We start from the raw sequence: 22779 nt of genomic DNA on the forward strand, positions 1-22779 counted from the left end.
AGCGAAATTGGGGGTTCAGGGGTACCTCAACCCCTGAGACATCTGATAAATGTGCTCGCATGCGCGTCACTAAGCTCGGTGCCAGCGGCTGTGCCGTCAGTGCGCTCTCCCTCGGCGCGGCCGGGCTCGGCAACCTCCTCGGCGAGGTGTCCGACGCCGACGCACGGGACGCGGTCGACGCCGCCTGGGACGCCGGTGTCCGCTACTTCGACACCGCCCCGCACTACGGCCTGGGGCTCTCCGAGCGCCGCATCGGCGCGGCGCTGCGGGACCGCCCCCGGGACGCGTACACCGTGTCCACCAAGGTCGGCCGCGTCCTGGAGCCGCTGGCGGAGCCGGCCGGTGACGATTCCGCCGAGGGGTTCGCCGTGCCCGCCACCCACCGCCGCCGCTGGGACTTCAGCGCGGACGGGGTGCGGCGGAGCATCGAGGACAGCCTCGGGCGCCTGGGCCTGGACCGGATCGACGTCGTCTTCCTGCACGACCCCGACGACCACGCCGAACAGGCCCTGGACAAGGCCTATCCGGCCCTTGAGCGGCTGCGTGCGGAAGGCGTCGTACGGGCCATAGGGGCCGGGATGAACCAGGCCCGGCTGCTGGCCCGGTTCGTACGGGAGACGGACGTGGACGCGGTGCTGTGCGCCGGGCGGTACTCACTGCTCGACCAGCGGGCGGGCGACGAGTTGTTGCCCGAGGCGGCCGCGCGCGGCAAGAGCGTGGTCGTCGGCGGGGTCTTCAACTCGGGGCTGCTCGCCGATCCCCGGCCGGGCGCCCCCTACGACTACGCGGCCGCGCCCCCGGCCCTCCTGGAGCGGGCGCTGCGGATCAAGGCGGTCTGTGAGTCGCACGGCGTCCCGCTGCGGGCCGCGGCCCTCGCCTTCCCGCTGCGGCACCCGGCGGTGGCGAGCGTGCTGGTGGGCGCACGCTCGGCGGCCGAGGTGCGGGACGCGGCCGAACAGTTCGGGCGGCCGGTGCCGCAGGCGCTGTGGGAGGAGCTGGGCGTATGAGGGTCGCACTGCACACCAGGGTCCGGGGCGACCGGATCGGGGCGTACGAGGCCGCGCACCGGGAGGTCCCGGCGGAGCTGACGGCGGCGATCCGGGCCGCCGGGGTCACCGGGTGGACGATCTGGCGCAGCGGCACCGAGCTGTTCCATGTGATCGAGTGCGCCGACTACGGGCGGCTGCTCGCCGAGTTGGAGCGGCTGCCGGTCAATATCGCCTGGCAGGCGAGGATGGCCGAGCTGCTCGACGTCGTCCACGACTACTCCGGCGCGGGTGCGGACGCCGGGCTGCCGGTGGTGTGGGAGCTGTGACGCCTGGGACGGGCGTGCGGGTCGTCGACGCGCACCACCATGTGTGGGACCTCTCCGTCCGCGACCAGGAGTGGATCGCCGGGCCCGAACTCGCCCCGCTGCGACGCACCTTCACCCTCGACCAGTTGCGGGGGGAGGCCGACGCCGCCGGGGTGGCGGCCACCGTGCTCGTGCAGACCGTGACGGTGGCCGAGGAGACCCCGGAGTTCCTGGCGCTCGCCGGGGACGACCCTCTTGTACGCGGCGTCGTCGGCTGGACCGATCTCACCGCGCCCGGGGTCGCCGACGAGCTGGCCCGGCTGCGGGAACTGCCGGGCGGGGAGCGGCTGGTGGGGATCCGCCATCAGGTGCAGGGCGAGCGCGACCCCGAGTGGCTGCTGCGGCCGGACGTGAGCCGGGGGCTGGCCGCCGTCGCGGCCGCGAGGCTGGCGTACGACTTGGTGGTCCTCCCCCACCAGCTGCCCGCCTGCGTACGGGCTGCCGGGCTCCACCCCGGCCTCGCCTTCGTCCTCGACCACCTGGGCAAGCCGCCGATCGCCTCGGGCGCCACCGGGCCCTGGGGATCGGCGGTCCGCGCGCTCGCCACGCTCCCGAACACCGTCTGCAAGCTGTCGGGCCTGGTCACCGAGGCGGGCCCGGACTGGAAGGTGGCCGGTCTGCGGCCGTACGCGGACACGGTCCTGGAGGCGTTCGGACCCGGGCGGCTGATGTACGGCTCGGACTGGCCGGTGTGCCTGCTCGCCGCCTCGTACGGCGAAGTCCTGGACGCGGCGCGGGCGCTGGCCGAGGACCTGGGCCCGGATGAACGGGCTCAGGTCCTCGGCGGCACGGCGGACCGCGTCTACGGGCTCAGTGGCCGCGCTTGACCCACTCGTCCAGGTGGGGTGCCTCGGCGCCGATGGTGGTGGAGTCGCCGTGGCCCGTCCGTACCACCGTCCCGGGCGGCAGGGTGAGCAGCCGCTCGCGGATCGAGTCGACAATCGTCGGGAAGTGCGAGAACGACCGGCCGGTCGCGCCGGGGCCACCGGCGAACAGGGTGTCACCGGTGAACACCGTGCCCAGCTCGGGGGCGTACAGGCACACCGCGCCCGGGGCGTGGCCCGGGGTGTGCAGCACGGTCAGCGTGGTGCCCGCGACCGTGACGGCCTCCCCGTCGGCCAGCTCGCCGTCGGGGGCGCGGTCCGGGTGGGTGAGCTTCCACAGCGGCAGGTCGTCGGGGTGGAGCAGCACCGGCGCCCCGGTGGCCTCGGCGAGCTCCGGGGCGGCGTCGATGTGGTCGTTGTGGGCGTGGGTGCAGACGATCGCGCGCAGGGTGCGGCCGCCCAGCGCGGCCAGGATCGCCGATGCGTCGTGGGCGGCGTCGATGACCACCGCCTCCTCGTCGTCGCCGACGATCCAGACGTTGTTGTCGACGTCCCACACGCCGCCGTCCAGCGCGAACGTGCCCGAGGTGACCAGGTGTTCGATGCGGGCGGCCATCAGAACGCCACCACCGAGCGCAGCACGTCGCCCTCGTGCATGCGCTCGAAGGCCTTCTCGACCTCGTCGAGCGCGATGGTCTCGGTGACGAAGGCGGCGAGGTCGATCCGGCCCTGCTGGTGCAGGTCGATCAGCATCGGGAAGTCCCGCGAGGGCAGGCAGTCGCCGTACCAGGACGACTTGAGCGCGCCGCCGCGTCCGAAGACGTCGATCAGCGGCAGTTCCAGCTTCATGTCCGGGGTGGGCACGCCGACCAGGACCACGGTTCCGGCCAGGTCGCGGGCGTAGAACGCCTGCTTGTAGGTCTCGGGGCGGCCGACCGCCTCGATGACCACGTCGGCGCCGAAGCCTCCGGTCAGGGCGCGGACGGCCTCGATGGCGTCCTCGGTGCGCGAGTTGACGGTGTGGGTGGCGCCCATGATCTTCGCGGTGGCGAGCTTGCGGTCGTCGATGTCCACGGCGACGATCTTCGCCGCGCCCGCGAGCCGGGCGCCCACGACGGCCGCGTCCCCGACCCCGCCGCAGCCGATGACGGCGACCGTGTCGCCGCGGCCGACGTTGCCGGTGTTGAGGGCGGCGCCGATGCCCGCCATGACACCGCAGCCGAGCAGCCCGGCGACGGCCGGGGAGACCGAAGGGTCGACCTTGGTGCACTGCCCGGCCGCGACCAGCGTCTTCTCGGCGAAGGCGCCGATGCCGAGCGCGGGCGACAGCTCGGTGCCGTCCAGCAGGGTCATCTTCTGCTTGGCGTTGTGGGTGTTGAAGCAGTACTGGGGGCGGCCGCGCAGACAGGAGCGGCACTGGCCGCACACCGCACGCCAGTTGAGGATCACGAAGTCGCCGGGCGCCACGTCACTCACCCCGGCGCCGACCGACTCGACCACACCGGCGGCCTCGTGGCCGAGCAGGAAGGGGAAGTCGTCGTTGATCCCGCCCTGCTTGTAGTGCAGATCGGTGTGGCAGACCCCGCACGCCTGGACCTTCACCACGGCCTCGCCGGGCCCCGGATCCGGCACCACGATCGTCTCCACCCGCACGGGCTCGTCCTTCCCCGGCGCGATGACCCCTCGGACCTGCTGCGGCATGCGTGAACTTCCTTCCTGGCACCGCCGGTACGCGCGGACGCGTACGGGCGGAAATGTGTACGGGCCCGACCTCCGCACGTTACTCCGGTCGGCCCGGTGCAGGTCTACCGGGCGCTCCGGATGGGCCCGCTTGTCCGGCTGGGGGTCCGGGGGTTATCCCCCGGGAAGATGCAGCCCTGGCGCATGCCGAAGGGCGGCACCCCGCGCCGGGATGCCGCCCTTCTCGTATGTACGCGGTGCTACTTGGCCGCGAGCTCCGCGACCCGCTTGCGGACCAGGAACCAGCCGCCGACCAGCATGCCCAGGATCACGGGCAGGCAGTAGACGGTGGTGCGGCCCACGCCGCCGCCGTACCACATCAGGTACAGCACGGTGGCGAGGAAGACCAGCGTGACGATCTGGGTGTACGGGGCCCAGGGCAGCTGATAGGAGGGACGGGTGAGCTTGCCCTCCTGGGCGCGGCGCCAGAACAGCAGCGAGCAGATCATGATCATCGCCCAGGTGCCGAGGATGCCGATGGAGGCGAAGTTCAGCACGATCTCGAAGGCGTCGTCGGGCATCAGCTTGTTCAGGGCGACACCGGCGGCGCCGAACGCGGCGGTCAGCAGGACACCGCCGTAGGGCACATGGCCCTTGTTCATCCGGGCCGTGAACTTGGGCGCGGAGCCCGCCACGGCCATCGAGCGCAGGATGCGGCCGGTGGAGTACAGGCCCGAGTTGAGGCTGGAGAGCGCGGCGGTCAGGACCACCAGGTTCATCACACCGGCCGCGCCCGGCACGCCGAGCTTGTCCAGGACGGTGACGAAGGGGCTCTGCTCGCCGGAGTACTCGGTGTACGGCAGGAGCAGCGCCAGCAGGACGACCGAGCCGACGTAGAAGATGCCGACGCGCCACATGATCGAGTTGATCGCCTTGGGCAGGATCTTCTGCGGGTTCTCGGTCTCGCCCGCCGCGACACCGCAGAGCTCGACCGAGGCGTACGCGAAGACGACGCCCTGGACGACCAGGAGCATCGGCAGCATGCCCATCGGGAAGATGCCGCCGTGGTCGGTGATGTTGGCCAGGCCCGGGGTGTTGCCGTCGACGCTGTGCTGGGTGGCGACCAGGTAGATGCCCACCGCCATGAAGGCGACCAGGGCGGCGACCTTGACGATCGCGAACCAGAACTCCATCTCGCCGAAGTACTTCACCGAGATCAGGTTGGCGGTGAGGACCACTGCCAGGGCGATCAGGGCGAGGACCCACTGCGGGATGTCGCTGAACATGGCCCAGAAGTGGGCGTAGGTCGCGGCGGCCGTGATGTCGGCCACGGCGGTGGTCGACCAGTTCAGGAAGTACAGCCAGCCCGCCGTGTAGGCGCCCTTCTCGCCCATGAACTCACGGGCGTAGGAGACGAAGGCGCCGGAGGAGGGCCGGTAGAGCACGAGCTCGCCCAGCGCCCGGACGACGAAGAACGCGAAGACGCCGCAGACCGCGTAGGCGATCGCGAGCGAGGGGCCGGCGCCCGCCATCCGGCCGCCGGCGCCGAGGAACAGGCCGGTGCCTATCGCGCCGCCGATGGCGATCATGTTGATGTGGCGGGACTTGAGGTCCTTGCTGTAACCGGCGTCACCGGCATCGATGTGGGGGGTGCCCTGCGCCGGCGCGGACGCCGACGTCTCGGCCGCAGGCATGGTGCGGTCACTCATGTAGCTGTATCGCCTTCGTGAGGGGTCATGCGGTCGTGCGATACCGGGCTGTGCCGGTGCCGTCCCGGCTGTGGCCGGTGATGCGGGTGAGCTCTGGGGTCACCGCGGCGTGGCTGATTCGGGACATGGTCGCGGCTCGACGGGGCATTTGGCAGTGGCCAATGTCACGTGCGGGCAGATCTGTGATGAATCTGAGGTAAATCTGAGCTTTAGGGGGCGAGTACGTCCAATTCCTTGAGAGCCCCGACGGCGATCTCGCGGGTGAGTCTCTCGGCCCGTTCCGCGTCCCGCTCCCGGACCGCCTCGGCCACCTGGACGTGCAGGGTGACGGCCGCCGGATCGGGATCCTCGAACATCACCTGGTGGTGGGTTCTGCCGGTCAGCACCTCGGCGACCACGTCGCCGAGCCGGGCGAACATCTCGTTGCCGGAGGCGTTCAGGACGATCCGGTGGAAGGCGACGTCGTGGACGAGGTAGTCCTCCAGCCGGCGCCCGCGCGAGGTGGCGACCATGCCGAGCGCCTGCTCGGTGAGGGCGGCGCACTGCTCGGGGGTGGCGTGGTCGGCGGCGAGCCCGGCGGCGACCGGCTCCACGGCCGAGCGCAGCACGGTCAGTGAGCGCAGCTGGCGCGGCCGGTCGGATCCGGCCAGGCGCCAGCGGATGACCTGGGGGTCGTACACGTTCCACTGCTCGGTGGCCCGGACCGTCACCCCGACCCGGCGCCGGGACTCGACCAGCTGCATGGACTCCAGGACCCGGATCGCCTCGCGGATCACGGTGCGCGAGACGTCGAAGCGCTGGGCGAGCTCGTCGCCGCGCAGCACGCTGCCGGGCGGGTATTCGCCCGCGGTGATCGCGCGGCCGAGGGTGTCGAGCACCTGCGCGTGCAGTCCCTGGGCCTGTGTGGTCATGGCCGTAAGGGTACGGGGCGGTGGGGTCGGGGCAGGACGGGCACGCGGGGGCCGCGAGCGAAAAAGTATTACTTATTAATCACGAGGTCTTGAATACGTCGCACCTTTGGGTTTCAGTAGCGCGACGGGCAGATGGCCGGAAACGACCCCCGCCCGGAACACATCGATGTCGACGAAGACAGCGAGGCACCGCTATGAGCACCCCCCACGTCGTCGTGGTGATGGGCGTGGCCGGCACCGGCAAGACCACGATCGGCCCCCTGGTCGCCGTCGCGCTCGGCGTTCCGTACGCCGAGGGCGACGACTTCCACCCGGCGGCCAACGTCGCCAAGATGTCGGCCGGCGTCCCGCTGGACGACGGCGACCGATGGCCCTGGCTCGACGCGATCGGGCAGTGGGCGCACGGCCGGGCCGGCCTCGGCGGGGTGGTGAGCAGCTCCGCGCTGAAGCGGGCCTACCGCGACCGGCTGCGGGCGGCCGCCCCCGGCCTCGTCTTCCTGCACCTCACCGGCGACCGGGAGCTCATCGAGCGGCGGATGAGCGAGCGCAGGGGCCACTTCATGCCCACCGCGCTGCTCGACTCGCAGTTCGCCACGCTCCAGCCGCTCGGGGCGGACGAGGCCGGGGTGGCCGTCGACGTCGCCGGGACCCCCGAGGACATCACCGACCGGGCCGTCGCCGCGCTGCGCCGGCTCGCCGACTGACCCACCGGCCAACTCACCAACCAAGGACCACACCGTGACCAGTCTCAGCGTCGAGATCCTGGCAGCGGGCGCGGCCGAGCCGATCACCTCGGCGGGCAACGCCCGGCTGGGGATCGCCGTACTCGCCGGCATCGCCGTCATCGTCCTGCTCATCACCAAGTTCAAGCTGCACGCGTTCCTCGCCCTGACCATCGGCTCGCTGGCGCTCGGCGCCTTCGCGGGAGCGCCACTGGACAAGGCGATCACCAGCTTCACCACCGGCCTGGGCAACACCGTCGCCGGTGTCGGGGTGCTCATCGCCCTCGGCGCGATCCTCGGCAAACTGCTCGCCGACTCGGGCGGCGCGGATCAGATCGTCGACACGATCCTGGCGAAGGCCGGGAAGTCCGGCGGGCGCGCGATGCCGTGGGCGATGGTGGTCATCGCCTCGATCATCGGCCTGCCGCTGTTCTTCGAGGTCGGGATCGTGCTGCTGATCCCGGTGGTGCTGCTCGTCGCCAAGCGCGGCAACTACTCGCTGATGCGGATCGGCATCCCGGCGCTCGCCGGTCTCTCGGTGATGCACGGGCTGATCCCGCCGCACCCGGGCCCACTGGTCGCCATCGACGCGGTCGGCGCCAACCTGGGCGTCACGCTCGCCCTGGGTGTGCTGGTGGCCATCCCCACGGTGATCATCGCCGGGCCGGTCTTCTCCCGGTACGCGGCGCGCTGGGTCGACATCCCGGCGCCGGACCGCATGATTCCCACGCGCCCCTCCGAGGACCTGGAGACCCGGCCGAGCTTCGTCGCGACGGTGTCGACCGTGCTCCTGCCGGTCGTGCTGATGCTGGTGAAGGCCCTGGTCGACATCGTGGTCGACGATCCGAAGAACCACCTCCAGCGGGTCACCGACGTGATCGGCTCACCGCTGATCGCGCTGCTCGCGGCCGTACTCGTCGCCATCTTCACGCTGGGCCGGGCCGCCGGGTTCAGCAAGGAGCGGATCTCCACGACGGTCGAGAAGTCGCTCGCCCCGATCGCGGGCATCCTCATGATCGTCGGCGCGGGCGGCGGCTTCAAGCAGACGCTGATCGACGTGGGCGTGGGGCAGATGATCCTGGACATCTCCAAGGACTGGTCCATTCCCGCGCTGCTGCTCGCCTGGCTGATCGCGGTCGCGATCCGGCTCGCGACGGGCTCGGCCACGGTGGCGACGATCTCCGCCGCCGGCCTGGTGGCCCCGCTGGCCGCCGACATGTCCACCGGGCACACGGCCCTGCTGGTCCTCGCCGTCGGCGCGGGCTCGCTCTTCTTCAGCCATGTCAACGACGCGGGGTTCTGGCTGGTGAAGGAGTACTTCGGGATGGACGTCGGCCAGACGGTCAAGACCTGGTCGGTGATGGAGACGATCATCTCGGTGGTGGCGCTGGGGTTCGTGCTGCTGCTGTCACTGGTGATCTAGCGGACCACCGCTCCCCCGGCCCTCCAGCTCCTCCAGCCACAGCCCGTGCTCCCGCCGGGCCCAAGAACGCCCCACCGACCCGGTGCGCATGCCACGGCGTGCCTCCGGGTCGAGGAGCGCCATGGTCACATGGCCGGTGAGTACGATCCCGACGGCCAGCGCCAGCCAGTCGTGGACGAACGTCGAGCCGACCCGCACCGCCAGCGGCGCCAGGTGCGTGAACCACATGAACAGACCGGTGCCGAGCAGAACGAGCGCGGCCCCGGTGATCCACCCCGCGTAGACCTTCTGCCCGGCGTTGAACTTGCCCGCCGTACGCGGGTGTTCGTCCCGGGTGAGCGCCGACCGCAGCCAGCGCCGGTCGTGCGGCCCGAACCGGTTGAGGCGGCGCAGATCGGCGCGGAAGGCGCGGGAGACGAGCCCCGCCAGGACCGGTACGGGCAGCAGCACGCCCGAGATCTCGTGCACTCGCACCACCAGCTCCCGGCGCCCCACGGCCTCGGCGAACTGCGGGAGATAGAGGACGGCGGCCGACAGCACGCACACGCCGAACACCAGGGCGTTGATCCGGTGCACCCAGCGCTCGGCCCGGGTGAACCGCCGTACGCGCGCGGCCGGTTCAGCTCGTGGGGTGGTCGTCGCGCCCGTTGGACCTGCCGACCCAGGCATCCGTGTCATAGCCCCGCTCCTCCCAGAATCCCCGCCGCACCTTGCCCGTCACGGTGATCCCGGAGAGCCATTTCGCCGACTTGTAGAAGTACATGGGCGCCACATAGAGGCGGACCGGGCCGCCGTGGGCGTGCGACACGGGCTTGTCCCGCATGCTCAGGGCGACCAGCACGTCGTCGCGGCGGGCCTGTTCGAGCGTGAGGCTCTCGGTGTACGTGCCGTCGAAGCAGGTGAAGCGGACCGCCCCGGCTCCTGGGCGCACCCCTGCGGCGTCGAGAAGCCGGGACAGCCGTACCCCCGCGAACGGTGTGCCGGGCACCCGCCAGCCCGTCACGCACTGCACGTCCCTCACCAGCCGGGTCTGCGGCAGCGCCCGCAGCGCGTCAAGGGTGTAGGTGGCCGGGCGGTCGACCAGGCCGTCGACGGTGAGCCGGTAGTCGGCGGCGCCCTTGTGCGGTACGGAGGCGGCGACCGAGTAGTAGCGGAAGCCGCCGCCGTTGGGCAGCAGGCCGGTCAGACCGGTGGGGTCCTTCCCGGCGGCGGCGCCGAGGAACGACTCCAGGCCGCGCTGGAGGACCGGGGCGGCGGCGACCCCGGCGACGCCGAGGCCGAGCATGCCGAGCACGATGCGGCGGCCGACGGGGGCGCTCTCGGCGGCGGACGGTTCGGGTGGTTCGGGTTTCACCCCCCGATTCGAGCACCGGCGGCCCCCGGACACCAGGGGCCGAGGCACACCGTCATCGTTTGGTCAGAGTTCGCTCGGGCCCGAGGGCGGCCTACGCCTGGCCGCGTCCCGTCGCCCTCTCCAGCGTCTCCAGCCGGAAGGCCTCGTTGCCCTGGCCGATCCGGGCGTGCGCCTCGGGCCGCACCGCCCGTACGAAGAGGCCGTACGCCACACCCGCCGCCAGGGCGAGCGCGATGATCGAGGGCAGGAGCCAGCTGAGCGAGGAGTCCGGTCCCGCGCCGACGAGGACGTCGAAGTCCTTGACCGTGTAGACCGCGATGACGACGAGCGCGACCCCGGCGATGCCGGAGGCGAGCAGCCGCCACAGCTGGGCGGCGGCCGCGCCCCGGCGGACGAAGAAGGCGATGACCGCGAAGCAGGCGGCGGCCATCAGCACGATCACGCCGAGCGCGCCCACGTTGCCCATCCAGGTGAACAGGTGCAGGACGGCGGCGGTCGGGTCGCCGGTGGGCTTGTCGTCAGTGACGGCGAAGGCGACGACGACCACGAGCGAGATCACGGTCTGGAGCAGCGAGCCGGTGCCCGGGGCGCCGCTGGTCTGGTTGGTACGGCCGAACGCGGCGGGCAGCAGCCCCTCGCGGCCCATGGCGAAGACGTACCGGGAGACGACGTTGTGGAAGCTGAGCAGCGCGGCGAACATCCCGGTGACGAAGAGGACGTGCAGGACGTCGGTGAAGGTGGTGCCGAGCCGGTCCTCGGTGAGCCCGAACAGCAGGCCGGGACCGTTCTTGCGGGAGGCGTCGATGATGCCGGAGGGCCCGGTGGCCACGGTGAGCGCCCAGGAGCTGAGCGCGAAGAACACGGCGGTGAAGCCGACGGCCAGGAACATCACGCGCGAGACGACCAGATGCGGGCGGCTGGTCTCCTCCGCGTACACCGGCGCCTGCTCGAAGCCGGTGAACGCGGCGATGCAGAAGCACAGGGCGGTGCCGATGCCCGCGCCGGAGAGCGTGGACGGGTTGAACGCGTGCAGCGACAGGCCCTCCTTGGCGGGGTCGGCGACGGCGGCGAAGTCGAAGACGACGACCAGGGCGACCTCGATGACCAGCAGCACGCCGAGGACCTTGGCGTTGAGGTCGATCTTCAGCCAGGCGAGCACGCCGACCAGCGCGACGGCGGCCAGCGCCGGGATCCACCAGGCGAGTTCGGTGTCGAGGTAGGTGGCGAAGAGGCTGGAGACCTCGAAGCCGAACATGCCGTAGATGCCGACCTGGAGGGTGCTGTACGCGACGAGCGCCACGAAGGCGGCGCCCGAACCGGCGGTGGGGCCGAGGCCCCTGGCTATGTACGCGTAGAACGCGCCCGCGTTGTGGACGTGGCGGCTCATCTCGGCGTACCCGAAGCTGAACAGGACCAGGACGGCGCCGAGGATGAGGAAGAGCAGGGGCTGGCCGACGATGCCCATCACGCCGTACGTGGTGGGCATGACACCCGCGACCACCATCAGCGGGGCGCTCGCGGCGAGCACCGAGAGCAGCAGGCCCGAAGTGCCGAGCCGGTCGGCGCGCAGGGCTCTCTCCTGCCCCTTGTACGTACGGATCTCATCGGTGTCGCTCGACATGGCGGGGGTGCCCTTTCGGTGGGACGCGGGGGGTGGTGCCGAGGGGGTGGAGCCGTGGTGCCGGGTGCCGTGGTGGCGGGTGCCGTGGTGGCGGGGATGGGGCTAGGCGGTGCCGAGTGCGGCGCTGCGGGCGGCCTGGAAGGCGCGGTACGGGTCCCGGTCCGGGTACGACCAGGGGGCGGGGGTGAAGTGCCGGCCGATGCGGTGGAAGAGGGCCGCGGCCTCGGCGGGGCGGCCCTCGCAGTGCTTGGCGTGGGCGAGGAAGTTGAGGTCGACGCCGGCCCGGGGGTGGTCCTCGCGCTCCCACTCCAGCCACCAGTCGAACGCGGACTTGATCACCTGGCGGGCGCGGCGGCCGGTCCAGTGCTCCGAGTCGACGGGGTCGCCCGGCGCCGCGCCCCCGGCCGCGAGCACCCGGTACCGCTCGGCGTGGGCGACCAGCGGGAGCAGGGCGAGCGGGGAGTCGGCGGGGGCGCGGGAGACGGAGGCGGCGGCGAAGGCGTACACCTCGTGCATCGGGTCGGCGCCGTCGCCCGGGCGGCGCTCGGCCAGCCGGGCGGCCATCAGGTGGTGGGCGTGATGGTGGTCCGGGTGGCGGGAGCACACCTCGGCGAAGATCTGCTCGGTCTCGTTGTCCGAGCCGAGGCGGCGGGAGAGCGCGAGGAGGGCGAGCCAGGGGGTGGGGTCGGCGGGGGCGAGCCGGGCCGCCTCCAGGCAGGCGTCGCGGGCGCGGTCCGTGTGGCCGTTGCCGCCACTCCCGCCCTGTCCACCCCTTCCGCCCTTTCCATCCTTTCCGTCCCTTCCGTCCTTCTCGCCGAGGCAGCGGGAGACGAGGGCACAGGCGTAGAGGGCGGCGGCGTCGGGGCTGTCCGGCTCGGCGAGCAGCCACTCGCGGGCCCAGGCCCCGGAGGTGGCGGGCTCGCCCAGGACGGTGAGGCGGTGGCCGCGGCGGTCCCAGTCGTCGCCGGTCGCGACCAGCAGCGAGCGGACCCTGGTCCACCGGCCCTGCGCCAACTGGGCACGGACGGCGACGAGTTCGGCGTCGTCGAGCGCCGGGTCGAAGGCTCGTCCGCCGCGTTTGCGGGGGCGGCCGAGCGGGGGCGGGGGCGGCATCCGCGTACTTCCCGGGGGGTGGTTGGGGTGATGCGGGTGTGGTGATGCGTGTGTGGTGTGTGTGGTGGGTGTGGTTATTGGGCCGGGTGACAGGGTGATCGCGGACAGCAAAGCGGTACCCAAGGCTCCACGTCAAGGTCGGGTGGGTGGGTGGTGGGGTTCAACTTGGGGGGTGGTCGCGGGGTTTGACCCCCACCCCGCCCCTCCCCTAAACCCTCCGGGGGTGGGTGGGGGTGAAGGTGGGGTTTCCCGGGGGCTGCGCCCCCGGACCCCGGGCGGGGGCTACGCCCCCTGCACCCCTTTTGCGGGGCCTGCGGCCCCTGCACCCCGCTTCGGGGCTCCGCCCCGGACCCCGCTCCTCAAACGCCGGAGGGGCTGGATTTGCCCGGGCCCCGCTCCTTGCACACCGGGGGCTGGAGTTACCTAAGGGGCGCGGGGAACTGCGCGACCAGCCCCCACCGAGCCCGCAGACGAACAGGGTCCCCCGACAACGAACCCCTAGGCCGAAAAGGGGTCTGGGGAGCGCCCCAGTGGGTGCTCGGGAGGCGTCAGGGCGCCCGGGGCGCTATCGTCGAGCAAGTTCGCAACCCCCGGCCGCACTTGAAGGTGTCCCCACGTGTCGGTTCTCGTCCTCGCTCTCGCCGTGGGCGCGGCCTGCTGTCTGGGCTTCGGGTTTGTGCTCCAGCAGAACGCCGCCCAGCACGCCCCGCTGAGCGACTTCCTCTCGCCGCGGCTGCTGCTGGACCTGGTACGGGTGCCCCGCTGGCTCGCCGGGATGGGGCTGATGGTCGCGGGCATGGTGCTCGGCGCGCTGGCGCTGGGCCAGGGCGAGGTCTCCCAGGTGGAGCCGCTCCTCGCCACCAACCTCTTCTTCGCCATGGCCCTGTCCCGCTGGCAGACCAAGCAGTCCCTGGGCCGCCAGGGCTGGGCTGGGCTCACCCTCCTCGCGGGCGGGGTGACCGCCTTCATGGTGGCGGGCCAGCCGCACGGCGGCAACGACGTCTCCGGGGCTCTGCGGCACTGGCTGATCGTCGGGATCGTCGTCGGGACCGCGCTCGTCCTCACCGTGTACGCCAAGCGGTCCCGCCTCAGCGCCGGACCCACCCTCCTCGCCATCGCCGCGGGGCTCCTCTACGGCCTCCAGGACGCCCTCACCCGGGTCAGCGGCGAACGGTTCAGGGCCGACGGCTTCGCCCACATGCTGACGGGCTGGCAGCCGTACGGCGTGCTGGCGCTCGGCGTGACCGGCCTGATCCTGGTGCAGAGCGCCTTCGAGACCGCCCCGCTGCGGATGTCGCTGCCCGCGCTCACCGCCGCCCAGCCGCTCGCCGGTATCGCCTGCGGCGTCGGCTTCCTGGGCGACCAGTTGCGTACCGACGCGTCAGCGCTCGCCTGGGAGGCGTGCGGACTCGCCGCCGTCGTGGCCGGCATCGTCCTGCTCGGGCTCCATCCGGCGATGCCGTCCGGCACCGGGCCGAAGGAGCGGATCCGCGACCTTCAGCCGCACTGAACAGCCCGGTGGTTGGATGATTGGATGAGCCGTATGAGCTCATCTCCGTCCTCTCCCGCCGACGAGATCCTCGACATCGTCGACGAGCACGACCGCGTCGTCGGCCAGGCCCCGCGCGGCGAGGCGTACGCCCGGGGGCTGCGCCACCGCTGCGCCTTCATCCTCGTCCGGGACGCCGAGGACCGGATCTTCGTCCACCGGCGCACCCCGACCAAACTGGTCTTCCCCTCGCTGTACGACATGTTCGTCGGCGGTGTCGTCGGCGCGGGCGAGAGCTATGACGACGCCGCCCTGCGCGAGGCCGAGGAGGAGCTCGGGGTCTCCGGGCTGCCCCGGCCCGTACCGCTGTTCACGTTCCTCTACGAGGGCGGGGCGGACGGGCGGCAGACATGGTGGTCGGCTGTGTATGAAGTGCGCTGCACGCTGCCGGTGCGGCCGCAGGTGGAGGAGGTCGCGTGGCACGACTTCCTGGCCGAGGCCGAAGTCGAGCGGCGGCTCGACACATGGGAGTGGGTGCCGGACGGGCTCGACGCGTACCGGCGGCTGCGCGCGCACCGGGCCGGATGATCCCCTGCGGGTAGTGTGCAAAGGTGATCAGCATCGCGCAGACCCTGCGGCTGTGGTTCGCGCCCGAGCGCATCTCCGAGGAGGGCGAGACGCCGGACTACCGGTTCTCGCTCGCCAACGAGCGTACGTTCCTGGCCTGGATCCGGACGTCGCTCGCCCTGGTCGGCGGCGGGTTCGCGGTGGACCAGTTCCTGCCGGACCTGCGCTGGGGCGTACGGGTCGGGCTCGCCCTGGCGCTGCTGGCGGCCGGGGTGCTGTGCGCCCTGCGGGCCGTGAACCACTGGGTGCGGTGCGAGCGGGCGATGCGGCGCGGCGAGGACCTGCCCGTGTCTCGCTTCCCCACCCTGCTGAGCGTGGCGGTGGCGGTGGTCGCCGTCGCCATGGTGGTCGTCGTCGTCTTCGGCTGGGCCGGGTGACGGGCGCGCCCGACCGGGATCCCGGCCTCCAGCCCGAGCGGACCCGGCTCGCCTGGCGCCGTACGACGCTGTCCTGCACGGTGGCGGCGGTCCTCGCGGCCAAACAGGGCCTGCACGGCGGCAGGACGGCCGTCGGCCTGGTCGCCGTGGCCCTGAGCGGTCTGGTCTGGCTGGGCTTCCTGGCCGTGGCCCACCGCCGCATCCAGTCCCTGACCCGCTCGGCCCGCCCCGGGGTGCTGCGGGCCCGCGAGGCGGTCGCGGCGACGGCGTGCGTGGCGGCGCTGGCGCTGTGCGCGGTGGCGATGCTGCTCTGAACGGCAGCACGGCCCCGCGCCCTCGCAGGCGGGGCCGTGCCCTGCGTATTAGCCTGAGAAGTAAGCGATCTTGAGGGTGAACGCCATGACCGTGAGCCACGAGGAACACCCCACCACCCACGAGCACGCGCACGGCCCCACCTGCGGGCACCGGGCGGTGCCGCACGGCGACCACACGGACTACGCCCACGACGGGCACATGCACCGCGAGCACTCCGGCCACTGGGACGAGTGCGAGCCGGCCGGTCACGTCGCCCACGACGGGCACGCGCACGAGCACGGCGTCGGCTGCGGCCACCAGTCCGTGGAGCACGGCGACCACCTGGACTACGTCCACGACGGCCACCGGCACGCCGAGCACGAGGGCCACTGGGACGACCACTGAGCCCTGGTCCCCCATGGGCGGCCGCATCCGGGAGCGACGACATCTGGACGACATACCGACTGGTCGGTAGCGTGTCCGTGACACGATCGCCGTTCCCGGAGGTAGCCCGCCATGAGCACAGTCCCGCCAGGTCTCGATCCGAAGCGGCTGCGCGCCCATCTCGACCGCGAGCGGCCGGGGCTCGTGACCGGGCCGCTCAGCGCCCGGCTGATCGAGGGCGGCCGGTCCAACCTCACGTACATCGTGACCGACGGGACGGGCCAGTGGGTGGTCCGGCGGCCGCCGCTGGGGCATGTCCTGGCCACCGCGCACGACATGAAGCGCGAGCACCGGGTGATCAGCGCCCTGCACCCGACGTCGGTCCCGGTGCCGGAGCCGCTGCTCCTGTGCGAGGACGAGTCGGTGCTCGGCGCGCCGTTCTACGTGATGGAGTACGTGGCCGGGACCCCGTACCGCACGGCCGAGCAGCTGGCTCCGCTGGGCCCGGAGCGCACCCGGGCCGCGATCCTCGGCCTGGTGGACACGCTGGTCGAGCTGCACGCGGTGGACCCCGAGGCGGTCGGCCTCGGCGACTTCGGGCGCCCGGAGGGCTTCCTGGACCGCCAGTTGCGGCGCTGGGGCAAGCAGCTCGACGCCTCCCGCAACCGGGAGCTGGCCGGCATCGACGAGCTGCACGCGGCGCTCGGCCGTGAGCTCCCCGTCTCCCCCGCCCCCACGGTCATCCACGGCGACTACCGGCTCGACAACGTCCTGGTGGGTGAGGACGACCGGATCAACGCCGTCCTCGACTGGGAGATGTCGACCCTCGGGGATCCGCTGACCGACCTCGGGCTGCTCGTGATGTACAGCGCCGAGCTGACGGTGAAGGACTCCCCGGTGTCCACCACCGCCGGGGCCGCCGGGCACCCCACCCCCGCCGAGCTGATCGAGCGGTACGCCGCCGGCTCGGGCCGGGACACCTCGGCCATCTCCTGGTACACGGCGTTCGCCTGGTTCAAGCTCGCCGTGATCCTGGAGGGCATCCACTACCGCTACACCCTGGGCCAGACCGTCGGCGCGGGCTTCGACCGCATCGGGGACCTGGTGCCCGTCTTCATCGACCACGGCCTCACCACCCTCCAGTCACCGCAGTCACCGCAGGAAGGCTGAACTCCCGCCATGGACTTCGCATTCGACGCACGGACCCAAGAGCTGCGCGGCAGGCTGCTCACCTTCATGGAGCAGTACGTCTACCCGGCCGAGACCACCGCGCACGAGCAGCGCCTCCTCCTGAAGTCGCCTTGGGACACGCCCGCCGTGGTGGCCGAGCTGAAGGCCGAGGCCCGCAGCCAGGGGCTGTGGAACCTGTTCCTGCCGGACGCCGAGCACGGCGCCGGGCTCACCAACCTCCAGTACGCGCCGCTCGCCGAGATCACCGGCCGCTCCCCGCACCTGGCGCCCACCGCCCTCAACTGCGCGGCACCGGACACCGGGAACATGGAGGTGCTCGCCCAGTTCGGCTCGGACGAGCAGAAGAAGCGGTGGCTGGAGCCGCTGCTTGCCGGGGAGATCCGCTCCGCGTTCGCGATGACCGAGCCGGAGGTGGCCTCCTCGGACGCCACCAACATCGAGACCCGGATCGCCAGGGAAGGCGACGAGTACGTCATCACGGGCCGCAAGTGGTACATCTCCGGCGCGATGAACCCCGACTGCAAGATCTTCATCGTGATGGGCAAGACCGACCCGAGCAACGAGGACGTCCGCCGCCAGCAGTCGATGGTGCTGGTGCCGCGCGACACCCCGGGCGTCGAGGTCCGCCGCGCCATGCAGGTGTACGGGTACGAGGACCACTCGCACGGCGGCCACGCCGAGGTCGTCTTCCACGGGGCCCGGGTGCCCGTGGAGAACCTGGTGGGCGAGGAGGGCGGCGGCTTCGCCATCGCCCAGGCCCGCCTCGGGCCCGGCCGGATCCACCACTGCATGCGGCTGATCGGCATGGCCGAGCGGGCCATCGAGCTGATGTGCCGGCGGGCGGTGGCCCGGACCGCCTTCGGCAAGCCGATCGCCCAGCAGGGCGTGGTGCAGGAGTGGATCGCGGACGCCCGCGTGGCGGTGGAGCAGCTGCGGCTGCTCGTCCTGAAGACCGCCTGGCTGATGGACACCGTGGGCAACCGCGGCGCCCACACCGAGATCCAGGCCATCAAGATCGCCACGCCCCGGACGGTCCTCGACATCCTCGACAAGGCCGTCCAGGTCCACGGCGCGGGCGGCGTCAGCCAGGACTTCCCGCTCGCCGAGCTGTGGGCGGCGGCGCGGACGCTGCGCATCGCGGACGGCCCCGACGAGGTCCACCAGCGCTCGCTGGCCCGCCGGGAGCTGAAGAAGTACCTGTAGTTCCGGCTACGGGCGCAGCGCCCGCAGCAGCAGGTCGGCGAGGTGGTCGGCGACCTGCTGCGGGGTGAGCGGGCCGTCCGGCCGGTACCAGGTGGACAGGTGGTGGACCGACCCGAAGTGGTAGTCCACCACCAGGTCGGCCGGGGTGGCCGTGGAGAAGACCCCGGCCGCCTGGCCCTCCTCGATCAGGGCCCGGAACCGCTCGTGGTAGCGGCGCCGCTCCACCCGTACCTGCTTGTTCTTCTCGGGGCTGAGGTGGTGCATCGAGCGGAAGAAGATGGACGCGTCGTCGAGGTTGTCGATGGTGGTGACGACCACGTCGGCGGCCGCGTCGCGCAGCCGACGCTCGACCGGCGCGTCCGCGTCCGCGAAGGCGTCGAGCCGCTCCTGCTGGAGGCGCAGCACGCGCGCGTAGACCTCCTGGAGCAGGTCCTCCTTGGAGCCGAAGTAGTGATACAGCGCTCCCTTGGTGACGCCCGCCGCCTCGACGATCTCCTGGACCGAGGTCCTGTCGTACCCGTTCTCGGCGAAGAGGCGGGTGGCGGCGGCCAGCAGCCTCTGGGGGACGGGGGTGCCGCTCCCGTCCGTCGTCCTGGCCATGCCGTCGCCGCCTCTCTCCTGGTCCACCCGTTGCTTTTGCGCCGTTCTAGTGGCGGGAACGCAGTTCCCGTCTGAGGATCTTCCCACTCGCCGTCTTGGGAAGCTCCGCGAGTACCTCGACCTGCCGGGGATATTTGTACGCGGCCAGCCGCTCCTCGCAGTACGCGGAGAGCTCGCCGGGCGTGGCCTCGGCGCCGGGGCGCAGGCTCACGTACGCCTTGACGTTCTCGCCCCGGTACGGGTCGGGGACGCCGACGACGGCCGCCTCGCGCACCGCGGGGTGACCGTAGAGCACGTCCTCGACCTCGCGCGGCCACACCTTGAAGCCGGACGCGTTGATCATGTCCTTCTTGCGGTCGACGACGTAGAGCCAGCCGTCCCGGTCCATGAACCCGATGTCGCCGGTGCGCAGTTCGCCGTCCGGGAAGGTCTCGGCGGTGGCCTCGGGGCGGCGCCAGTAGCCGGGGACGACCTGCGGGCCGCGCACCACGATCTCGCCCTGCTCGCCGAAGGCCACCTCCTCGCCCTCCTCGTCGACGATCCGTACGACCGTCTCGGGGCCGGGCAGACCGACCGAGAGGGTCCCCGAGACCGGGTCGACCGGGGCCTCCCGCTCCGGCGGCACCGAGGCACAGGGGGCGGTGCACTCGGTCAACCCGTAGCCGTTGCGCAGATACGGGCCGAACGCCGCCCGGAACTTCTCCACCAGCGCGGGCGGCACCGGTGCGCCGCCCGAGGAGATCACCCGGAAGGAGTCGAAGTGCTCGCGGGTGGCGCCGGGTGCGGCCGCGAGCGCCATGAAGGCGGTGGAGGGGCCCACGGTGTACGCGGGCCGGTGCTCGGTGAAGGCGTCGAGGACCACACCGGGGTGGAAGCGGTAGGCCAGGATCAGCGTGCCCGCGTTGGCGACGCACGCGGCGAGCTGGCAGACCATGCCGGTGATGTGGAAGAGCGGGGCCAGCGCGAAGTAGCCCGCGCCCTCGGCTATCGGGTGGCCGGTGCGCTGGCGCTCGGCGTTGTAGGTGATGCCCCGGTGGGTGTTCATGGCCCCCTTGGGGGTGCCGCTGGTCCCCGAGGTGTAGCTGATCAACGCCGTGGCGTCGGGGGCGGGTTCGCGCCCGCCCGGCGCGGGCAGGCCCTGCCGGGCGACGGCCAGCAGGTCGTCGGTGTCGGCGGGGCGGGGCAGCCGCTCGAAGGCGAGCACGCGCGCGTCGTCGCGGCTCTGCAGGTCGAGCTCGCAGGCGGTGAGCGCGATCCGGACGGGCGAGGCGGCCGCGGTGTCCCGCAGATACGCCTCCCAGGCCCGGTCGGAGCAGATCAGCGCGGCGGCCTCGGAGTCGCCCAGGACGTGCCCGACCTCGGCCGACTTGTACATCGGGTTGAGCGGGACGACGGTCGCGCCCGCCTTCCAGGCGCCGAGCAGCGCGATCACGAAGTGCGGGGTGTTCTGGAGCATGATCGCGACCCGGTCGCCGGGCTTGAGGCCCCGGGCGGCGAGGTGGCCTGCCACCGAGTCGGAGAGCGCGTCGGTGTCGCGGTAGCTGAGCCGCCCGTCGAAGTAGGCGAGCGCGGTGCGGTCGGGGGCGCGCAGGACGGCCGCGCGGAAGGCGTGCACCACGCTCGCGGGCGGGCTGACCGGTGCCCGCTGGGCCTCGGTGAGCTGCCCGAGCCAGGGCTTGGCCGCGTAGCGGGAGGTCATGCGCCGTCCGCCTCCCACTTCTGCTGGAGGTGGTTCATGGAGGTGAGCCAGCGGTCCGGATCGCCGGCCCGCGCGCCGTAGTAGCCGGCGACCTCCGGGTGCGGCAGCACCAGGAAGCGCTCCTCGGCCATCGCCTCGAAGAGCGCGTCGGCGACGGCCGCGGGCTCTATCGCGGTCGGCGCGAGCACCAGGTCCCCGGCCGAGCCGGTGGCGGCCAGCATGTCGGTGCGCACGCCCTGCGGGCAGATCGCGTGGACCTGGAGGCCCCGGTGCCGGTAGGTGAGCGAGAGCCACTCCGCGAAGGCGAGGGCGCCGTGCTTGGTGACGCTGTACGGGGCCGCGCCGATCATGGTGAGCAGCCCGGCCGCCGACACGGTCGACACGAACCGGCCGCCGCCGCGCTCCAGCCAGTCGGGCAGCAGCTCGCGGGCGGCGCGGACGTGGGCCATCACGTTGACGTCCCAGGCGGCCGCCCAGACGTCCTCGGGCGCGGCTTCGGAACCGCCGGAGCCCAGGCCCGCGTTGGCGCAGTAGACGTCGATGGTTCCGCCGAGGGCCTCGCGGGCGAGCGGGACGACGTCCGAGGCGTCCCCGGGGACGGCGATCGCGCCGATCTCCTCGGCGGTCCTGCGGGCCTTGGCCTCGTCGAGGTCGTTGACGACGACCCGGGCGCCCTCCGCCGCGAATCTGCGCGCGAGCGCGGCGCCGATGCCGCCGCCCGCCCCGGTGACCACCACTGCCGCGCCCTGGACGCCCTGAACCGAACCCATCGAGAATCCGCCTCTCCATATGCCGACTGATGTGCAGACTAACCAGTCGGTATGTACGGGCGGAAGGGGCCGTCGCGAACCGTCCCGTGCGGCTCGTTCCCCCTCGCACGCCCGCGCGCTAGCGTGCGTGGCCATGACACCGCGAGCGGCCGTGGAGGTACGCCGATGAGCCTGTCCAGACGGGGCCTGCTGGCGGGGACGGGGACAGTGGCGGGCGCGGTGGTCACCGGCGCGGCCGCCTCCCCCGCCTCCGCCCACCACCTCCCCAAGCCCGTGCGGACCGGCTTCGACCGGCTGGCCGCCGACGGTTACCGGGCGCTGGAGGGCCGCAAGGTCGGGGTGGTCACCAACCCGACCGGGGTGACGGCGGACGTCCGGCACATCGTGGACGTCATGCACGCCGACCCGCGCGTGAACCTGGTCGCGGTGTTCGGGCCCGAGCACGGCTTCCGGGGCACCGCGCAGGCGGGCGGCTCCGAGGGGCGCTACGACGACCCGGCGACCGGGCTTCCGGTGTACGACACGTACGGCGTGAGCGGAGCGAAGCTCGCCGCCGTGTTCACCGCGTCGGGCGTGGACACGGTCGTCTTCGACATCCAGGACGTGGGCGCGCGCTTCTACACGTACATCTGGACGCTCTACGACTGCATGGAGGCGGCCGCCCTCGCCGGGAAGCGGTTCGTCGTCCTGGACCGGCCGAACCCGGTGACCGGCCGGGCGGCTAGCGGACCCGTGCTCGACAAGGCGTTCGCGACGTTCGTCGGGCGCGAGCCGATCGCGCAGGCGCACGGGATGACGGTGGGCGAGCTGGCGGGGCTCTTCGACGCCGAGTTCCTGGGCGGGCGCGTACGGGTGGAGACCGTACGGATGACGGGCTGGCGGCGTGACGGCTTCCACGACTCCACCGGACTGCCCTGGGTCCCGCCGAGCCCCAACATGCCGACTCCCGACACGGCACTCGTCTACGCGGGCACCTGCATGTTCGAGGGGACGAACCTCTCGGAGGGGCGCGGCACCACCCGCCCCTTCGAGCTGCTCGGCGCCGAGGGGATCGACGGGCGCTGGGCGGCCGCCGTGAACGCCCTGGAACTGCCGGGGGTCCGCTTCCGCGAGGCGTACTTCACGCCCACCTTCTCCAAGTTCCAGGGAAAGACCGTCGGCGGCGTCCAACTCCACGTCCACGACCGCGAGTCGTACGACCCGGTACGCACCGGTGTCGCGCTCCTGGTGACGGCGAGGAAGGAGTGGAGCGGCTTCGCCTGGCGGGCGGACCACTGGATCGACAAGCTCACCGGGTCGGCGGCGGTGCGCACCCTCATCGACGCGGGCGCGGGCACCGACGAGGTGGTGGGCGCCTGGCAGACCGGGCTCACGGCGTTCCGCGCGACACGGGCGCGGTATCTGCTGTACCGGTGAGGGCCCGGGGGAAAACCC

At 72.3% G+C, this 22779-nt stretch carries 24 protein-coding genes; 13 read left to right on the forward strand and 11 right to left on the reverse strand.

All coding sequences use genetic code 11. The features are described 5' to 3' along the window. The first annotated feature begins 59 nt into the window (after positions 1-59). From OG965_RS10930 to OG965_RS10940, 3 genes are read left to right on the forward strand one after another with little or no spacing between them, the layout of a single operon-like run. The gene (locus tag OG965_RS10930) at positions 60-1007 is read left to right on the forward strand and encodes an aldo/keto reductase (RefSeq protein WP_371651593.1); all 948 of its coding nucleotides are present in this window, start codon (positions 60-62) and stop codon (positions 1005-1007) included. Beyond that, a complete protein-coding gene (locus OG965_RS10935; protein ID WP_371651595.1) occupies positions 1004-1315 on the forward strand; it encodes an L-rhamnose mutarotase in 312 nt (103 codons plus the stop codon). Before OG965_RS10930 ends, OG965_RS10935 begins: the two co-directional genes overlap by 4 nt. Next, the gene (locus OG965_RS10940; protein ID WP_371651597.1) at positions 1312-2181 is read left to right on the forward strand and encodes an amidohydrolase; all 870 of its coding nucleotides are present in this window, start codon (positions 1312-1314) and stop codon (positions 2179-2181) included. The genes OG965_RS10935 and OG965_RS10940 overlap by 4 nt, the downstream gene beginning before the upstream one ends. Here OG965_RS10940 and OG965_RS10945 read toward each other — a convergent pair. The 4 genes from OG965_RS10945 to OG965_RS10960 all read right to left on the reverse strand — a co-directional run bounded on the left by OG965_RS10945 (position 2165) and on the right by OG965_RS10960 (position 6478). After that, positions 2165-2794: an MBL fold metallo-hydrolase gene (locus tag OG965_RS10945; protein WP_371651598.1), complete on the reverse strand. Its 630-nt coding sequence runs from the start codon at positions 2792-2794 to the stop codon at positions 2165-2167. The genes OG965_RS10940 and OG965_RS10945 overlap by 17 nt on opposite strands. After that, positions 2794-3879 carry an S-(hydroxymethyl)mycothiol dehydrogenase gene (locus tag OG965_RS10950; protein ID WP_371651600.1) on the reverse strand — a complete coding sequence of 362 codons (1086 nt, stop codon included), beginning with the start codon at positions 3877-3879 and terminating at the stop codon, positions 2794-2796. The genes OG965_RS10945 and OG965_RS10950 overlap by 1 nt, the downstream gene beginning before the upstream one ends. A 239-nt stretch (positions 3880-4118) precedes the next feature. Next, complete coding sequence (locus tag OG965_RS10955) at positions 4119-5567, reverse strand: amino acid permease (protein WP_371651602.1); 1449 nt, start codon at positions 5565-5567, stop codon at positions 4119-4121. A gap of 209 nt (positions 5568-5776) precedes the next feature. Continuing rightward, the gene (locus tag OG965_RS10960) at positions 5777-6478 is read right to left on the reverse strand and encodes a FadR/GntR family transcriptional regulator (protein ID WP_371651604.1); all 702 of its coding nucleotides are present in this window, start codon (positions 6476-6478) and stop codon (positions 5777-5779) included. Between the two features lie 194 nt (positions 6479-6672). Here OG965_RS10960 and OG965_RS10965 point away from each other — a divergent pair, with 194 nt between their 5' ends. Both OG965_RS10965 and OG965_RS10970 read left to right on the forward strand, forming a co-directional pair. Continuing rightward, positions 6673-7182: a gluconokinase gene (locus tag OG965_RS10965; RefSeq protein ID WP_371651606.1), complete on the forward strand. Its 510-nt coding sequence runs from the start codon at positions 6673-6675 to the stop codon at positions 7180-7182. 34 nt (positions 7183-7216) lie between these two features. After that, on the forward strand, positions 7217-8623 hold the full coding sequence (locus OG965_RS10970; protein ID WP_371651608.1) for a gluconate:H+ symporter: 1407 nt from the start codon (positions 7217-7219) through the stop codon (positions 8621-8623). Here the strand turns inward: OG965_RS10970 and OG965_RS10975 are convergent. The 4 genes from OG965_RS10975 to OG965_RS10990 form a co-directional block, all read right to left on the reverse strand. Continuing rightward, positions 8609-9301 carry a cytochrome b/b6 domain-containing protein gene (locus tag OG965_RS10975; RefSeq protein WP_371651610.1) on the reverse strand — a complete coding sequence of 231 codons (693 nt, stop codon included), beginning with the start codon at positions 9299-9301 and terminating at the stop codon, positions 8609-8611. The genes OG965_RS10970 and OG965_RS10975 overlap by 15 nt on opposite strands. After that, positions 9243-9977, reverse strand: coding sequence for a molybdopterin-dependent oxidoreductase (locus OG965_RS10980; protein WP_371651612.1), 735 nt, complete (start codon positions 9975-9977; stop codon positions 9243-9245). The genes OG965_RS10975 and OG965_RS10980 overlap by 59 nt, the downstream gene beginning before the upstream one ends. A gap of 91 nt (positions 9978-10068) precedes the next feature. After that, a complete protein-coding gene (locus OG965_RS10985) occupies positions 10069-11598 on the reverse strand; it encodes an APC family permease (protein WP_371651614.1) in 1530 nt (509 codons plus the stop codon). 102 nt (positions 11599-11700) lie between these two features. Then, positions 11701-12711, reverse strand: a complete 1011-nt coding sequence (locus tag OG965_RS10990) for a hypothetical protein (RefSeq protein WP_371651616.1) — start codon at positions 12709-12711, stop codon at positions 11701-11703. A gap of 616 nt (positions 12712-13327) precedes the next feature. Between OG965_RS10990 and OG965_RS10995 the strand changes: the two genes are divergently transcribed. From OG965_RS10995 to OG965_RS11025, 7 genes are all read left to right on the forward strand, one after another. Beyond that, positions 13328-14221: a DMT family transporter gene (locus OG965_RS10995; RefSeq protein WP_371651618.1), complete on the forward strand. Its 894-nt coding sequence runs from the start codon at positions 13328-13330 to the stop codon at positions 14219-14221. Positions 14222-14254: 33 nt separating this feature from the next. Next, the gene (locus tag OG965_RS11000) at positions 14255-14788 is read left to right on the forward strand and encodes an NUDIX hydrolase (RefSeq protein ID WP_371651620.1); all 534 of its coding nucleotides are present in this window, start codon (positions 14255-14257) and stop codon (positions 14786-14788) included. A 23-nt stretch (positions 14789-14811) separates the two neighbouring features. Continuing rightward, positions 14812-15204: a YidH family protein gene (locus tag OG965_RS11005; protein ID WP_371651622.1), complete on the forward strand. Its 393-nt coding sequence runs from the start codon at positions 14812-14814 to the stop codon at positions 15202-15204. Then, positions 15201-15518, forward strand: a complete 318-nt coding sequence (locus tag OG965_RS11010) for a DUF202 domain-containing protein (RefSeq protein ID WP_371651624.1) — start codon at positions 15201-15203, stop codon at positions 15516-15518. The genes OG965_RS11005 and OG965_RS11010 overlap by 4 nt, the downstream gene beginning before the upstream one ends. An 85-nt stretch (positions 15519-15603) precedes the next feature. Next, positions 15604-15903, forward strand: a complete 300-nt coding sequence (locus tag OG965_RS11015) for a hypothetical protein (protein WP_371651626.1) — start codon at positions 15604-15606, stop codon at positions 15901-15903. 111 nt (positions 15904-16014) lie between these two features. Next, on the forward strand, positions 16015-17052 hold the full coding sequence (locus OG965_RS11020; RefSeq protein WP_371651627.1) for a phosphotransferase family protein: 1038 nt from the start codon (positions 16015-16017) through the stop codon (positions 17050-17052). 9 nt (positions 17053-17061) lie between these two features. Further along, positions 17062-18276 carry an acyl-CoA dehydrogenase family protein gene (locus OG965_RS11025; protein ID WP_371651629.1) on the forward strand — a complete coding sequence of 405 codons (1215 nt, stop codon included), beginning with the start codon at positions 17062-17064 and terminating at the stop codon, positions 18274-18276. Positions 18277-18282: 6 nt separating this feature from the next. Here OG965_RS11025 and OG965_RS11030 read toward each other — a convergent pair whose 3' ends face one another. From OG965_RS11030 to OG965_RS11040, 3 genes are read right to left on the reverse strand one after another with little or no spacing between them, the layout of a single operon-like run. Next, positions 18283-18876, reverse strand: coding sequence for a TetR/AcrR family transcriptional regulator (locus OG965_RS11030; protein WP_358835900.1), 594 nt, complete (start codon positions 18874-18876; stop codon positions 18283-18285). Positions 18877-18922: 46 nt separating this feature from the next. Beyond that, positions 18923-20575 (reverse strand): class I adenylate-forming enzyme family protein, encoded by a 1653-nt coding sequence (locus tag OG965_RS11035; protein ID WP_371651631.1) that lies wholly within the window; start codon positions 20573-20575, stop codon positions 18923-18925. Beyond that, positions 20572-21345, reverse strand: a complete 774-nt coding sequence (locus tag OG965_RS11040; RefSeq protein ID WP_371651633.1) for an SDR family oxidoreductase — start codon at positions 21343-21345, stop codon at positions 20572-20574. Before OG965_RS11040 ends, OG965_RS11035 begins: the two co-directional genes overlap by 4 nt. Before the next feature lie 165 nt (positions 21346-21510). Between OG965_RS11040 and OG965_RS11045 the strand changes: the two genes are divergently transcribed. Beyond that, on the forward strand, positions 21511-22761 hold the full coding sequence (locus tag OG965_RS11045; RefSeq protein ID WP_371651635.1) for an exo-beta-N-acetylmuramidase NamZ domain-containing protein: 1251 nt from the start codon (positions 21511-21513) through the stop codon (positions 22759-22761). Positions 22762-22779 lie beyond the last annotated feature (18 nt).

The organism is Streptomyces sp. NBC_00224, from assembly GCF_041435195.1.
GTDB lineage: Bacteria > Actinomycetota > Actinomycetes > Streptomycetales > Streptomycetaceae > Streptomyces.